Raw genomic sequence first — 14,011 nt, 5'->3', positions numbered from 1 at the left:
GAGCGCGCCTTGCCGCGCCCGGCTGGCCTAAGGGTGGGTGTCTGCTCTGGATCAATAACCTTCGCCGCCGCGCGGTGTTAGCATGGTTTGGCAGTATCTGATCGCTGACGGCCGCTGTCTTTGCCCTTAGGCTTCGCCCGGGTCCGCGTCGTCAGCCGCTCCATGTATCCACCCGCCCAAGGAGTCGCTCATGTTTCCCGAATACCGCGAACTGATCAGCAAGCTGAAAACCGAAGACGAGCACTTCACCCGCCTGTTCAACAAACACAACGACCTGGACCAGAAGATCAAGAATATGGAAGCGCGCATCGAGCCTTCCGTCGACTTCGAAATCGAAACCCTGAAAAAGGAAAAACTGCGGCTGAAGGATGAGTTGTACATCATCCTGAGAAAGGCCGCCGGCTAGATCCGGCGTCTGCGCGCAAGAACAAAGCCCGCCGACAGGCGGGCTTTTGCATGATGCGCGCCGGGCTTCAGACCGTGGGCGCGTCCTTCTCCAGCTCCGCCAGAATCGCGCCAGGCTCCTGGGTCACTTCCAAAACCTTGCGGATGCGGTTGAACGCCACGCAGGCGTCGGCCGGATACTTGCCGAACGGCGTCAGCCCGCCATGGCTCCAGCCCGCCGCGGCCAGCACGTCCTTGCGGAACTGCGAGCCATCGGCGCTGCCGCCGGCGATCTGCTGCAAGGCCCGGTCGATCAGAATATGCGGAAACGGGTTGCGGGACAGCGTGGTGAAATGCTCTGGGCGAACTTCGTCGAACTGCATGGCGCACTCCTGATGCGTGAACATGATTCATCTAAGTCCAAACCAGGGCAATTCGCCAGCAGACTGTGAAGACTCACACGCCGCCGCCGCGAACGGCGGCGGCGCGGCCAGGCTCAGCGCCTATTCAAAACGCGCGCGGCCTTGAACCGGCGCTAGCGGTTCACCAGCAATTTGGGGTTGGAATTGCCCCACACCGTGTACAGGTCGGCCAGCAAGGCGCCGTTGATGTCCTCCAGCTCGGCGGCGCCGATTTCGCCCTTGCCCTGCTTGCCGAACAACACCACCTCGTCGCCGATCTTGGCGCCCGGAATCTCGGTCACGTCCACCATCAGCGTATTCATCGACACCTTGCCCACCACCGGCGCGCGCTGGCCGTTGATCAGCACATGCGCCTTATTGGTGAAGGCGCGGCGATAGCCGTCGGAATAGCCGACCGGGATATTGGCCAGCAAGGACTCGCGCTTCAGGGTGTAAGTGCGGTCGTAGCCGACGGTGTTGCCGGCCGGATAGCGGTTCACCGCCGCCACGCGCGATTTGAAGGCCATCACGCGCAGATATTCGGTATGGCTGGGCACGGTGTCGCCGAAGATGGCGCCGCCCGGACGCACCATGTCCAGCCGCGCTTCCGGCACTTCCAGCGTGGCGAAGCTGTTGGCGCAGTGCAGGGTGATCTTGCTGCGGTCCAGGCCGCCCGCCTTGATCAGCCAGGCGCTTTCCTGCTTGAAGGCCGCCAGGCCTTTTTCCACGTCGGCCTTATCCTCCACCGGGAAGTGGGTCATGATGCCCACCACTTGCAGATTGGGCAGCTTGAGCATGGCCAGCGCGTCGCGGCGGCCTTGCTTGCTGGCCAGCTCCACGCCGTTGCGGCTGATGCCGGCGGAATTGATGGCCAGATGGATTTGCAGCGTCTTGCCCTGGCGCTTGGCCAGCGCGGACGCCTGGCGCGCCAGTTCCAGATTGCCCACCAGCTCTTGCATATCGTATTGCAGGCCGTCCGCTATCTCTTCCTGCGTGGCGCTGCGCACGCGCGCCACCACGCCCTTATAGCCGCTGGCGCGGGCCACGCGGGCCTCTTCATTGCTGGCAATGCCCACGCAGGGAATGCCCTGGGCGATGATGGACGGCATCACGTTGGCGATGCCGTGGCCGTAGGCGTCCGCCTTCAAAATGGCGCACACCTTGGTGTCGGCGCCCACCAGGCGCTTGAGTTCGGCCAGATTGTGATCCAGCGCCGCCTTGTCGATTTCCAGCCAGGCGTTGCCGCGCGCCGCTTCCGCGGTGGAGCCGCTGTTGGCCGCGGTCAACGGCGGCGCCGCCATGGTCAGCGCGGGCGCCAGGGCCAGGCCCAGCGACAAGGCCAGCAGTGTTTTCTTGAATTGCATAAATCGTCCCCCGAGTGTGAATGCCGCTTGCCGACAAGGCCGTTCCGGCATCCGGGAGATGATAGGAGGCAGATATATTCATGTCGATATGAATATTCACTGCTAGTCCTGGTTTTGCATAAGCGCTTGACTGCGCGCAAACCCGGCAACGGCGAGCGGCCCTTGCGCGGCGCGGCGCGGCTATCCATCATGAAGGGGCGGCGCGCAGCTTCCGCGCGCCATCTCGAGGTTATTCCGATGCGGCAATCCCTATTCCTTCGCCGGCTGGCCGGCTGCTGGCTGGCCGTCCTCATCGCCTTGGCCGGCGGCATGTCCCCGTCCGTTCAGGCGGCCGGAATGATCTACGTCGGCCACGCGCCGGAAACCCCCGCCGACGAGCGCTACGACTATCACTGGGCGATTCTGCGCGCGGCGCTGGACGCCACCCGCCCGCGTTGGGGAGATTACAGCCTGCGCTTCGCCCCGCGGATGAACGAAGCCCGCCAGCTGCAGGAATTGGGCCACCCGCGCGGCCGGCTCAATGTGGTGATCCGCGAAACCAACCGCGACTACGAACGCCGCTATCTGCCAGTGCGGATTCCGATAGACCGCGGCCTGCTCGGCTATCGCGTGCTGCTGATCCGCGACGCGCGGCAAGCGGATTTCGACGCGGTGACGGGTCTGGCCGACTTGCGCCGTTTCAGCGTCATTCAGGGGGACGGCTGGGGCGACAACGCCATCCTCAAGCAAGCCGGACTGACCGTGGTGACCGACCCCAATTACGAAGGCCTGTTCCGCATGCTGGAACGCGGTCTGGGCGACGCGTTCTCGCGCGGCGTGGCGGAAGTGGAGGAGGAGATCCGCGTTTACCAGCCGCAATACAAGCATATCGCGCTGGAGCGGTCTTTATTGCTGTACTACCCGCTGCCCACCTATTTCTGGTTCGGCCGCGACGCGGAAGGGCAGAAGCTGGCGCAACGCGTGGAACAGGGCATGCGGCTGATGCTGCGCAACGGCGAATACCAGCGGCTGTTCCAGAAATACCACGCCGGGCTGATCCAGCGGCTGGACCTGAAGCACCGGCGGCTGATCCGCATCGACAACCCCTTCCTGCCGCCCAGCACGCCCTTCGCCGACCGCGGCCTGTGGTTCGATCCGACCACGGCTAAATAAACGCGCTCACTCCGCTTGCAAGGCCTGGCGCACGCACAGCCGCTGGGCTATTTCGCGGTCGGCGCATTTGAGTTCGGCCTCGGCGCGGGCGCGGCAGCGCGCGGGATTGGCCGAACGCGCGCAATCCGGCGGCGGCAGCCGCTCGTTGATGCAGACGCGGCGCGCCTTGCCTTCCAGCCCGTCGCAAGAGCTGTGCGCCGCCCGCAAGGCTTCGCAACGCTTGGCGTCGCGCTCGCGCAGGCAGCTCAAGGCCGGCGTGTAAAATTCCAGGCAGGCGTGCCGCCCGTTGACCGGCAAATCATTGCAGGCCATCGTGCCCTGACGGTGCAGCTCGCAGCGCTGTGGCGCTGTGGCGCGGCTGCAATCCCATTGCGCCGCCGCCGCGTCCGCCAGCCAGCACAAGACCAGCCCCCATCCCCAGGCGCGCCGCAACGCGCCGTATCCCCTATTGTTTTTCAAGGCATGCCCCTTGCGCATGACCACTTATCTCCACGCCCGCCTAAGCACCGCTGTTGACGATCCGCTCAATGTCGAAATGCTGATGCGCCGCGTGTACTGTTCGCTTTCTCAGCCGCAACGCCTTATCGCTCGCGAGAGCGTGAACCGCTTTTATTGGGCGAAAACGACGCTGCGCGCTAACGGCGCGGCGGACGGCCAGCCAGGCTCATGCCGGCGAAATCGTTTTGCTCCGCAAACCGTTCCGGCAATGAGAATTGGAATTGGAATGAAAAGGCTGGCGTACTCTATTCAAAGCTTATCAATAGAAATCCCGCTTCGCCAGCCGGGCTTGACGCGTCGGAGACTCACTCCGAGCCACGTTTGCGGCGGTCGCGCCAGAAATGAGGCTTGACGCGATCCGGCGGCGGCGGCGCGGCGCCGTCCGGGTTCATCCGCCAGTACGGCGGCGGCGCGCGATGCATCAGCTCCGGCGGCAAATCGCCGTCCTGCACCGCTTCACGCAGACGCAAATTGCGCAGGCGGCGCAATTCCTTGCAGTCCGGATCCGGCCGCGCCTGGCAGCGGCGGCTAGGCGCCGGCTCCAGGTCCGGCGGCATGGGGCCGCGCTCCTTCCCTCGCGCCAGGGCCGGCGCGCTGGCGAGCGCTTGCAGCAAGGCAAAGATGAGAAGAATCGGCAACCGCGTCATGAAAGCTGTTTTATCCTGTCGAAGGGGCTGGTAAAGGCCTCCGGATCCCAAGATCCGGGCCGGCGAGGGCGGACAGCATACACCATGCGCCGCCGATGCCAAAGGCATCTCCCCGCGGCCAAACCGCCGGAACGCCTCATTAGGCAGCCTAGACTCGCGGCATGAGGCAGACATGAGCGACAATCGCTGATTTGTTAAGGTGTGTGATCGCGGGAACCGGCTTAACATATCTTCATCAGGCGCGCTGCCGCAGCCCGGGGCCAGCCGCTAAGCTGACACACCGCTCCGAGGAAAAATCGCATGGAACACAATAAGATACTGGTCGTCGACGACGACGCCAAGCTGCGCGAGCTGCTCACCCGCTATCTGAGCCAGCAAGGCTACGCGGTGGAGGCCCTGCCGGACTCCAAGGACCTGGACCGCAAGCTGGCGCGCAATCGTCCGGACCTGATGGTGCTGGACGTGATGATGCCGGGCGAGGACGGGCTGGCCGTGGTGCGCCGGCTGCGCGCCCAGGGCGAAACCATTCCGGTGATCATGCTCACCGCGCGCGGCGAGGACATCGACCGCATCCTCGGCCTGGAAATGGGCGCCGACGACTACCTGCCCAAACCGTTCAATCCGCGCGAGCTCACCGCCCGCATCCAGTCGGTGCTGCGCCGTCATCACGCCACGCCGGCGCTGGGCGCGCGCCACGACGCCGACGAGGAAGTGAGCTTCGGCGAATTCGTGCTCAATCTGGGCCAGCGGGAACTGCGCAAGGCCGGCCAGCCGGTGACGCTGACCAGCGCGGAATTCGCGGTGCTGTCGGTGCTGGTCAGCCATCCGCGCCGGCCGCTGACCCGCGAGCAATTGATGGAAATGGCGCTGGGCAAGGGCAACGGCGAATCGCTGGACCGCAGCATAGACGTGCATATCTCCCGGTTGCGCAAGGCGCTGGAAAGCGGGGACAGCCAGCTGCGCTTCATCCAGACGGTATGGGGCTACGGCTATGTGTTCGTGCCGGACGGCACGCCGCGGGAGTAAGCGGTGCGCAAGCTGACCGGCTCGCTGTTTTTCCGGCTGGCGGTGCTGGTGGTGCTGGTGGTGCTGACCACCCAGTTCGTCACCCTGTGGATGGCCGCCGGCGAACGCCACAAACTGCTGGACAAGCAGCTGTATTCGCAGACGGTGGACACCCTGGCCTTCCTGGAAGGCACGATGGAGGCGATGACCAACACCGAGCGCGCCGAATTCCTGGCCGGCTACAACCGGCCCGGCCTGCCGCGCCTGCTGCCGATCAACGCCGATCAAGGCGTCAATTTCACCGACTACGTGCCGCGCCTGGGCGAGACCCTGGCGCAGCGGCTGTCGCACGGCCTCAACGAGCCGATAGAAGTGCGCCACGCCCAGATCGACGATCGCAGCGAGCTCTGGGTCAATGTGCACGTGCTGGACCAGGCCTACTGGCTGGTGCTGCCCTTCGGCCGCTACAGCGACCGCCCGATCAACACCATCATGCAGGCGGCGCTGCTGGCCTCCATCGTCGCCAGCCTGCTGGCCTTCGTCGTCGCCTGGCGGGTGACGCGGCCGATCAGCCGCGTGGTGCTGGCCAGCCGGGAACTGGCCGCCGGCACCATGCCGGCCGCGGTGCCGGAGGACGGCCCGCGCGAGGTGAAGGTGCTGGCGCATAATTTCAACCTGATGGCGCAAGCGCTGGACAGCGCCGCGCGCGAGCGCCGGCTGATGCTGGCCGGCCTGTCCCACGATCTGCGCACGCCGCTGACCCGGCTCAAGCTCTCGCTGGAACTGCAGCAGGACAGCCCGGATCAGCACGATATGCTGGCCGACATCGACGAGCTGTCGCAGATCGTCCGCCAGTTCATCGACTTCGCCCGCGCCGAGGAAACCACCCGGCTGGAGCCGGTGGCGCTGGCCGACCTCGCCGCCAGCGTGGTGTCGCGCTTCGCCCGCGAGGGCATGGACGTGCGCCTGAAGCGGCTGGCCGAGCCGGAGCTGCAAGGCGACGGGCTGGCGCTGGAGCGCTTATTGTCCAATCTGCTGGAAAACGCGCGCCGCTACGGCGCGCCGCCGGTGGAGGTCTGCGTCGAACAAGACAACGGCTTCGCCGTGCTCAGCGTGCTGGACCACGGCAAGGGCATTCCGGCCGAGCTGCGCGAAACCGCGCTGGCGCCGTTCGAACGGCTGGCCGAACACCGCGGCACCGACGGCGGCAGCGGCCTCGGCCTCGCCATCGTCAGCCGCGTGGTCAAGCAACACCGCGGCCGGCTGGAGTTCTGCGATCAGGCGGACGGCTTCAAGCTGGCCGTGCATCTGCCGCTGAACGTCGCTTGATAACGCGGTCCGAGCGTCGCCCGTCTACCGGGCGGCGCTCAGCGGAAGCGCAGCATCATCCACAGCCCGCCCATGCTCAAGGCCATGCCGCCCAGCTTGCCCAGCGACGGCTGTTCGCGAAACAGCAGATAGCCCAACGGCAGCAACACCAGCGCGGTCAGCACATTGGAACTGAGCGCCGCGTAGCCGACATGCCAGCCGGCGCGATAGGCCAGCAAAAAGCCCAGTTCGATGCCGACAATGCCCGCCGCCACGCCCAGGCTGCTCCAGTTCAGCGCGGCCAGCCCGCGCTGGCCGCCGCCGGGCAGCCACCACATCCCCAGCACGCACACCAGCATGGCCACGCCGTAACTGACCGCCAATGAAAAGAAAGGATTTGCCGCCTCCGGCACCTGCTTGATCGACAGGTGATAGACGACGGAGCCGGCGACCGCCAGCAATAAAGCCGCGATGAACATGTTTGAACGCCTCATGAGAAATATCCGTCCCTAGGCTAAACTTTCTCGCCGCTTATAGGTAGACTGAAAAATCAGGGCATTGTTATAAGAAAAAATCATGACTGGAGATTTGGACACCGGCTTGCTGCGCGCACTCATCATGGTGGCGCGCCACGGCAGCATCAACCGCGCGGCGGCGGACTTGGGGCGCACGCAGCCGGCCTTGAGCCTGCAACTGCGCAAACTGGAACAGCACTGCGGCCAGACCCTGTTGCGACGCTCTCCGCGCGGCGTCAGCCTCACCGCGGCGGGGCTGCAATTGCTGCCCTACGCCGAACGCATCGTCAGCCTGACCGAACAGATGCAGCCGACGGCCGCGCCCGCCGCCGCCCGGCGTTGCCGGGTGGGCCTGATCGAGGATGTGATCAGCCGTCATCTGCCGCAGGTGCTGGCCGACTTCGCCGCCACCCAGCCGCAGTGGCAGCTCGAAGTGAGGGTGGCCCTGGAACGGGAACTCAGCCCGGCTTTTCGCCAGGGAGAACTGGATCTGTTGATCGCCAACCCGCGTCAGTGCGGACTGGAGCGGACGCCGAGCTGGGTGCTGGAATACCCATTGCAATGGTTGGCGCGCGACGGCGTGAAACCGGAAGCGGAGGTCCTGCCCTTGGTGATGTTCTCCGCGCCCTGCAGCTGGCGCGACGCGATGCTGCGCGCCTTGCACCAGCTTGACCAGCCTTATCGCATCGTCTTCGAAAGCACCAGTCAGCTGGCGGTGCAAGCGGCCTTGGAAGCGGGCCTGGGCGTGGGCGTCCTGTTTCCCGACGCCGTCTCCGCGCAGCTGCGGCCCTTGCCGGAACACAGCCTGCCGCCGCTGCCGGCGGTGCCGCTGGCGCTCTACCGCCAGCGCGACGACGACGGGCTGGAATTGCTGTCCCGGCTGTTCTTCCGCGCGCTGGGCCAGTTCGCGGTCTAGGCCGGCTGCAAACCCGCCATCACCGCGCCTTCCCAGCCTATCAACTCCACCTTGCGTTCCGCGCCCCAGCGGTATTCGCCCAAAGCGCCCTCGGCGCGTATCACCCGGTGGCAGGGAATCAGCCAGGCCACCGGATTGGCGCCCACCGCGCTGCCCACCGCCCGCGCGGCGCGCGGCCGCCCCACCGCGGCGGCGATCTGGCCGTAACTGGCGAAGCCGCCGTAGGGAATGGACAGCAGCGCGCGCCAGACCTGGATCTGGAAATTGCTGCCCTGCACCCGCAGCGCCAGCGGCGCCTGGCCTTCGGCGCGCAACGGCTCGAACATGGCCGCGGCCACCTCGGCGCCGCCGCCGGGAACATGGCTCAACGCGGCCTTGGGCCAGCGCCGGCTCAGCCAGGCCACGGCCTCTTTCTCGTCCGCGACGAATTGCGCCGCGCACACCCCACGCGCGGTCCGCGCCACCAGCACCGGGCCGAAACGGCTGGCTTCCACGCTCCATTCGATCGCCAATCCGGCGCCGCCGTTGCGGTATTCGCCCGGGGTCATCGCTTCCAGCGTCACGAACAGATCGTGCAAGCGCCCGCCGCCGGACAAACCCAGTTCATGCGATAGCGGCAACAAGGCCTGTCCGCCCAGCCTGACCTTGGCGGCCTCGCAGGTCAGATGCTGCAAAAAGCGCTTGGGGCTGACGCCGGCCCAGCGGGTGAACAAGCGCTGCAAGCGCGATTCCGACAGGTGCAGCGCGCCGGCCAGCTCGGCCAGCTCCGGCTGGCGCTCGGCGTTGGCCACCAGATAGCGGATGGCGTCGCGAATGCGGCCGTAGTCGCGGTCTTCCTCGAGAATTTCGCCGTGCATGGTCTGCTCTCCATTCGATCACAGCCCCAGCATAAGCAGATCGGGCCGCCGCGGCGACCCGATTCTTGCCCACTTGCGCGCCGCGCCCCTCATATCGCGTGCAGCAAGGAATATTGAATTTCCGACAGGGCCTGCGGCACGCGGATGAAGGAAAGCGGCATGCCCAGCAGCCTGGCCATGTGGGAGGTGGAGAACAGGCCGCACAATTCGTGATGGCCGCTGCCGGGGTTGAACTCCGCCACCAGCGCGTGCTGGCGTCCCATCTGCTTCATCGTCGCCACCATATGGCCCACGCTGGCGTGCTCGATATCGCCCAGGTTCAAGGCTTCCAGCTGCTTGCGCGGCGTCATCACATCGCCCACGCCGATGTCCGCATAGTGCTTGCCGTGTTCCTTCATGCACTGGATGGGCCGCTCGCCCAGCAGATCGGTGGCGGTGATCAGGCCGGCGAACTGTCCGTCGCCATCGTGGACGAACAGCAGCCGGATGCCGTGGCTGATCATTCGGTCGTGCGCTTCGCGCAAGCTGGCGTTCTGATGAATGCCCACCGGATTGATCAGCCGCAAATCGGTCATCACGTCCAAGGCCGGGCTGTTCAGGGTGATAGGCGGGTGCGGGCGCTGATCCAGGCGCACCAGATCGGTGGTGGACGGCAGGCTCATCGTGGGCAACACGCTGTAGTTGGCTAACATGGTAGCTCCTTGTCTTCTTAGACAGCGGAGTCGATGCGGCGGCGCTTTGCGCCCGTCATATTCGATCTGTCCGCTCGGAAGTTCTCCGACGGCGTGGACCGGCCTGGGGCATGACTGGATTTTGCACGTCCTTCCCGGGCCGGCGGCCTCGGGAGAACCGCGTCGGCGACGCGGCTCTTGTTTGAAGAGTAGAAGAAGGCGCGGCGCAGATCAGCCGGCGAATGATTAATTTTTTCGCAAACGCGGCCGCGGGTCCGTCATTCGTCCCGTTCGGCCCTCAGCTTGCGGCGAAACAGGGCGCTCATGCGCTGGCTGGCGCCGCGATGGGCGCCGCTGAAGGCCAGCGCCGACTCGCGCATCGCCTGACGGCGGCGCTCATCGCCCAGCAGTTCCACGACGGCGCCGATCAAGTCCGCCGCATTGGCCACCTGGCGCGCCGCGCCGGCGGCCAGCGCCAGCGCCGCCGCCTGCTTGAAATTGAAGATGGACGGGCCGAACAGCACCGGCACGCCCACGCTGGCCGGTTCGATCAGATTATGACAGCCCAAGGGCAGCAGGCTGCCGCCGACGAAGGCTAGGTCGCCGCAGGCGAAATAAGCGAAGGCCTCGCCCATGCTGTCGCCCAGCCAAACCTGGGTGGCGGCGTCCACCGGCGCGCCGTCGCTGCGGCGCTGCACTTTCATGCCGCGGCTCTCGGCCAGCGCGGCCGCTTCGGCGAACCGTTCCGGATGACGCGGCACCAACACCAGCAGCGCGTCGCCCAGCGCTTGGGCCGCGGCCCGCCAGGCGTCCAGAATCAAAGCCTCTTCGCCGTCGCGGGTGCTGGCGCAGACCAGGACCCGGCGTCGGCCTATCCTGGACTTGAATGCTTCCGCCAGCGCCAGCTGCGCCGGCGGCGGCTGAATGTCGTACTTGGTGTTGCCGCAGATTTCGATGGATTTAGCGCCCAATTGACGCAAACGTTCGCCATCTTCCGGCGTTTGCGCGGCAACGGCCCTCAAAGCCGCCACCGCGGGCGAAATCAGACCGCTGATTTTCAGATAGCCGTTCAGCGATTTTTCAGACAAGCGCGCATTGGCCAGGAACAAGGGCACCTGCTGCTCGGCCGCGGCGTGAATCAGATTGGGCCACAGCTCGGTTTCCATCAACACGCCCAGCCGCGGCCGGTAGGCGGCGAGAAAAGCTTGCGCGGCTTGCGGATAATCGTAAGGCAGATAACGCACTTCTGCGTCGGGATACAGCTGCAAGGCGGTGGCCCGCCCGGTGGGCGTCATCTGCGTCATCAGCAGCGGCGCGTCCGGCCAGGCTTCGCGCAGCGCCGCCACCAAGGGCTGAGCGGCGCGGGTTTCGCCCACCGACACCGCGTGGATCCAGATCGCGCCCTCTGCGCGCGGCTGCAATTGACTGCCGAAACGCTCGTCCCAGTGTTCCAGATAAGCCGGCGCCTTGCGCGCCCGCTTCTTCAGATAGTGCCGCACCAGCGGCGTGGCCAGCAGCCAGGCCCAGGAATACAGTCTGCGTTGCCAGTTCATGTCCAGTCCTTGCGCGCGAACAAGGCTTGCAGCGCCTCGTCCACCGACGGGCACAGCCCTATGCCGCCCAAATTGGTGGCCCACGGCGTTTCCACCACGCCGGTGGCGGCCGGATCGGTATCGGTGTAAATCGCCGCCAAGGGCACGTTCAAGGCATTGGCCAGATGAGTCAGCCCAGTGTCTACGCCCACCACCGCGTTGGCGTGGCCCAGCAGGCCGGCGGCCTCGATCAGGCCCATCTTGGGCGCCACCACCGCGGCCGGCATCCGCGCGGCCAGCCTTTCGGCGCGCTCGCGTTCGCGTTCATTGCCCCAGGGCAGCACCATCACCAGATCATGCTGCATGGACAGGCGTTTGCCCAGTTCCACCCAATGGCCTTCCGGCCACTCCTTGGACGCCTTGCTGGTGGCGTGCAGCAATACCGCGTAGCGGCCGGACAGCACCCAGGCGGGCCGTTCGCCGGCCGGCACCCCGAAACGGGGCTCGCCCTGCGGCTGATAACCGAACACCCGCGCGAACAAGAGCCTGTTGCGTTCTATCGCCGACAAGCTCCAGTCCACCTTGTGGCGCTTATCGTAAAAACAGCTGGCCAGAGACTCGCGCGCGCTGCCCCAGTCGTAACCGGTCAGCGGCGCCTTGGCCCAGCGGGCCGGCAAGGCGCTTTTCAACAGGCCCTGGCTGTCCACCACCAATTCCCAGGGCGTGTCGCGCAGTTCTTTGCGCAAAGCCCGGATCTCGCGCCAGGTGGAGGGCAGCCACCAGCGTTTGCGCCAGCGCCGCCCATTCAAGGCGATCACCCTGTCCACCGCCGGATGCAAACGGGCAATGTCGGCGAAAGCCTCTTCGGCCAGCCAACTGATGCGGAAATTCGGGTAATGCGCTTTCAACTCGGAAATGGCGGGCCAGGTGTGGATAAGGTCGCCCATCGACGAGGTGCGCACAATCAGCACATTCATCATGGCGCGCATTGTACCCGAGCATGGCTGTGGTTAACCAAGTAAAATCCCTGCAGTTCAATTGTGGATAAAGCGCTGTGGACAACTGAGCGCGAATTTATCCACAATTTGCAATGCCGCAGCGCACCTAAACTATCCAAAGCCCATCAACAGGACAAGTAGCTGAACCCTTTGAAGTTTTTGTCGCTTATCCACAGCAATGGCCGACTATATCAGTTTCATCAATATAAAATTGCGTTAAAGAGTTATCGGTGGCTGTAGCAGCTAGGCAGGCAAATTCACGCCATGCACAAGCAGGTGGGAACAAAGGGGATCGGAGCTGTGGACAAACAGGGACTTCACGCTTCTCTCAGATTTATCCACAAGTCTTCCGTCTGCAAAACGCAGGGTGAACAACAAGATTCCAACTTGTACAACATGATGAAAACAATGGAAAAAACAGGGTTATCCACAGAAATGGGACGCCTTCTACCAGTTTCTTCAAATTACATATGGGAAAACATATAACAAGATGCGTGCGCGAATTAGCGTGGTGCTAATCACCAAGAATGCGGAAACCTCGCTGGAAAAATGTCTGGACAGCGTGGGCTTCGCCGATGAAATCGTGCTTGTGGATTCAGGCAGCACCGACAGGACATTGGCGATAGCTTCCGCCTATAAGGCAAAAGTTATCCACCAAGACTGGCTGGGATTCGGTCCTCAGAAACAATTGGCGGTAAGGGCGGCCAGCCACGACTGGGTGCTGTGCCTGGATGCCGACGAGTGGTTGTCGGAAAATTTAGTCAATGAAATCAAAGAACTGCTGGACAATCCACAGGCCACGGCCTTCCAGTTCCCGCGTTGCAACCGTTTCATGGGTCGTTTTCTGAAACACGGAGAAGGCTATCCGGACTGGTCTTTGCGCTTGTTCCATCGCGCTCACGCGCGTTGGTCCGACGATCTGGTTCACGAGTATGTGATCGCCGACGGCCCTGTGCATAAGCTGCGTCACGAGCTGATGCACGAATCCGGCGAAGACATCGCGCTGTATCTGAGCAAGCAGAACCGCTATACCAACTTGCAGGCGGAACAACTGTTGCAAAGGGGAAAACGTGTGGGTATTGCCAAACTTATCCTCAGCCCGCTGCTGCGCTTCGTGAAGTTCTATTTTTTTCGCCGCGGTTTTCTCGACGGCGTCCCCGGTTTGGTCCACATCAGCATCGGTTGCTTCAACAGCTACATCAAATACGCCAAATTGATCGAACTGCGACGGCTGAAGAACAAATAACCGGCTTGCCGGCTATCCCTCCTTATGCTGACAATGTCATTTCCTTGAGCAACTAGGCGAACAGATGGTGGAGATCAGGACAATGCGGGCGGCGGACGCCGCCGCCGCGGCGCGGCTATGCCTGGATCTGGGCTATGAAGCGACGGAAGCGGACATCAGCGAGCGTTTCGCCAGGTTGACGACACTGCCGGACAACCAGGTTTGGGTGGCGTTATGGGAAGGCGCCGTGGTTGGTTGGATCCATGGGCATGGTGTTCACCTGTTGGAAGCCTCCCCGGCAATGGAAATTGGTGGGCTGATCGTATCGCCATCCCACCAAGGACGAGGTCTGGGCAAGCAGTTGTTACGTGCTTGCGAAGACTGGGCACGACGGCTGGGCTATCCACGAATGCGACTTCGTTCCGGCGTCCATCGGGACGCTGCTCACGCTTTCTATCGTCATCTTGGTTATGTACAACAAAAAACCAGCCACGGCTTCGTCTTGGATCTGACTGACGGGCAATGATCGACTGCCTTG

Annotated in this window: 16 protein-coding genes; 7 read left to right on the top strand and 9 right to left on the bottom strand. The window is 64.2% G+C overall.

Annotation, left to right across the window (positions count from 1 at the left end; genetic code table 11):
* The first annotated feature begins 190 nt into the window (after positions 1–190).
* On the top strand, positions 191–406 hold the full coding sequence (locus ACODSD_RS03240; protein WP_107801369.1) for an HP1242/YdcH family protein: 216 nt from the start codon (positions 191–193) through the stop codon (positions 404–406).
* 67 nt (positions 407–473) lie between these two features.
* On the opposite strand, the gene ACODSD_RS03235 is transcribed toward ACODSD_RS03240, so the two are convergent.
* Both ACODSD_RS03235 and alr read right to left on the bottom strand, forming a co-directional pair.
* A complete protein-coding gene (locus ACODSD_RS03235; protein ID WP_107802085.1) occupies positions 474–767 on the bottom strand; it encodes a hypothetical protein in 294 nt (97 codons plus the stop codon).
* A 152-nt stretch (positions 768–919) separates the two neighbouring features.
* A complete protein-coding gene (gene alr / locus ACODSD_RS03230) occupies positions 920–2,149 on the bottom strand; it encodes an alanine racemase (RefSeq protein ID WP_107801368.1) in 1,230 nt (409 codons plus the stop codon).
* A gap of 126 nt (positions 2,150–2,275) precedes the next feature.
* On the opposite strand from alr, the gene ACODSD_RS03225 reads away from it, so the two are divergent.
* Complete coding sequence (locus tag ACODSD_RS03225; protein ID WP_227105937.1) at positions 2,276–3,301, top strand: transporter substrate-binding domain-containing protein; 1,026 nt, start codon at positions 2,276–2,278, stop codon at positions 3,299–3,301.
* Positions 3,302–3,307: 6 nt separating this feature from the next.
* Here ACODSD_RS03225 and ACODSD_RS03220 read toward each other — a convergent pair whose 3' ends face one another.
* On the bottom strand, positions 3,308–3,778 hold the full coding sequence (locus tag ACODSD_RS03220) for a hypothetical protein (RefSeq protein WP_146176767.1): 471 nt from the start codon (positions 3,776–3,778) through the stop codon (positions 3,308–3,310).
* A gap of 326 nt (positions 3,779–4,104) precedes the next feature.
* On the bottom strand, positions 4,105–4,446 hold the full coding sequence (locus tag ACODSD_RS03215; protein ID WP_227105936.1) for a hypothetical protein: 342 nt from the start codon (positions 4,444–4,446) through the stop codon (positions 4,105–4,107).
* Positions 4,447–4,746: 300 nt separating this feature from the next.
* Here ACODSD_RS03215 and ompR point away from each other — a divergent pair, with 300 nt between their 5' ends.
* Positions 4,747–5,472 (top strand): osmolarity response regulator transcription factor OmpR, encoded by a 726-nt coding sequence (ompR, locus tag ACODSD_RS03210; RefSeq protein ID WP_043636475.1) that lies wholly within the window; start codon positions 4,747–4,749, stop codon positions 5,470–5,472.
* 3 nt (positions 5,473–5,475) lie between these two features.
* Positions 5,476–6,780, top strand: coding sequence for an ATP-binding protein (locus ACODSD_RS03205; RefSeq protein ID WP_486636199.1), 1,305 nt, complete (start codon positions 5,476–5,478; stop codon positions 6,778–6,780).
* Between the two features lie 38 nt (positions 6,781–6,818).
* Here ACODSD_RS03205 and ACODSD_RS03200 read toward each other — a convergent pair whose 3' ends face one another.
* On the bottom strand, positions 6,819–7,253 hold the full coding sequence (locus ACODSD_RS03200) for an EamA family transporter (protein WP_227105935.1): 435 nt from the start codon (positions 7,251–7,253) through the stop codon (positions 6,819–6,821).
* A gap of 82 nt (positions 7,254–7,335) precedes the next feature.
* Between ACODSD_RS03200 and ACODSD_RS03195 the strand changes: the two genes are divergently transcribed.
* On the top strand, positions 7,336–8,190 hold the full coding sequence (locus ACODSD_RS03195; RefSeq protein WP_488876767.1) for a LysR family transcriptional regulator: 855 nt from the start codon (positions 7,336–7,338) through the stop codon (positions 8,188–8,190).
* Here ACODSD_RS03195 and ACODSD_RS03190 read toward each other — a convergent pair.
* The 4 genes from ACODSD_RS03190 to waaC all read right to left on the bottom strand — a co-directional run bounded on the left by ACODSD_RS03190 (position 8,187) and on the right by waaC (position 12,227).
* Positions 8,187–9,047, bottom strand: coding sequence for a methylated-DNA--[protein]-cysteine S-methyltransferase (locus ACODSD_RS03190; RefSeq protein ID WP_488876766.1), 861 nt, complete (start codon positions 9,045–9,047; stop codon positions 8,187–8,189). The two genes, ACODSD_RS03195 and ACODSD_RS03190, sit on opposite strands and share 4 nt — an antisense overlap.
* 89 nt (positions 9,048–9,136) lie before the next feature.
* Positions 9,137–9,739, bottom strand: coding sequence for a CBS domain-containing protein (locus tag ACODSD_RS03185; protein ID WP_107801360.1), 603 nt, complete (start codon positions 9,737–9,739; stop codon positions 9,137–9,139).
* A 257-nt stretch (positions 9,740–9,996) separates the two neighbouring features.
* Complete coding sequence (waaA, locus tag ACODSD_RS03180) at positions 9,997–11,271, bottom strand: lipid IV(A) 3-deoxy-D-manno-octulosonic acid transferase (protein WP_488876765.1); 1,275 nt, start codon at positions 11,269–11,271, stop codon at positions 9,997–9,999.
* Positions 11,268–12,227, bottom strand: coding sequence for a lipopolysaccharide heptosyltransferase I (gene waaC / locus ACODSD_RS03175; RefSeq protein ID WP_107802083.1), 960 nt, complete (start codon positions 12,225–12,227; stop codon positions 11,268–11,270). Before waaC ends, waaA begins: the two co-directional genes overlap by 4 nt.
* Before the next feature lie 529 nt (positions 12,228–12,756).
* On the opposite strand from waaC, the gene ACODSD_RS03170 reads away from it, so the two are divergent.
* Both ACODSD_RS03170 and ACODSD_RS03165 read left to right on the top strand, forming a co-directional pair.
* On the top strand, positions 12,757–13,494 hold the full coding sequence (locus ACODSD_RS03170) for a glycosyltransferase family 2 protein (protein WP_488876764.1): 738 nt from the start codon (positions 12,757–12,759) through the stop codon (positions 13,492–13,494).
* 64 nt (positions 13,495–13,558) lie between these two features.
* A complete protein-coding gene (locus tag ACODSD_RS03165) occupies positions 13,559–13,999 on the top strand; it encodes a GNAT family N-acetyltransferase (protein ID WP_488876763.1) in 441 nt (146 codons plus the stop codon).
* Positions 14,000–14,011: the final 12 nt, after the last annotated feature.

The sequence above is a fragment of the Chromobacterium sp. FG22 genome (assembly GCF_057809415.1).
This window is presented reverse-complemented; position numbering and strand designations above follow the sequence as displayed.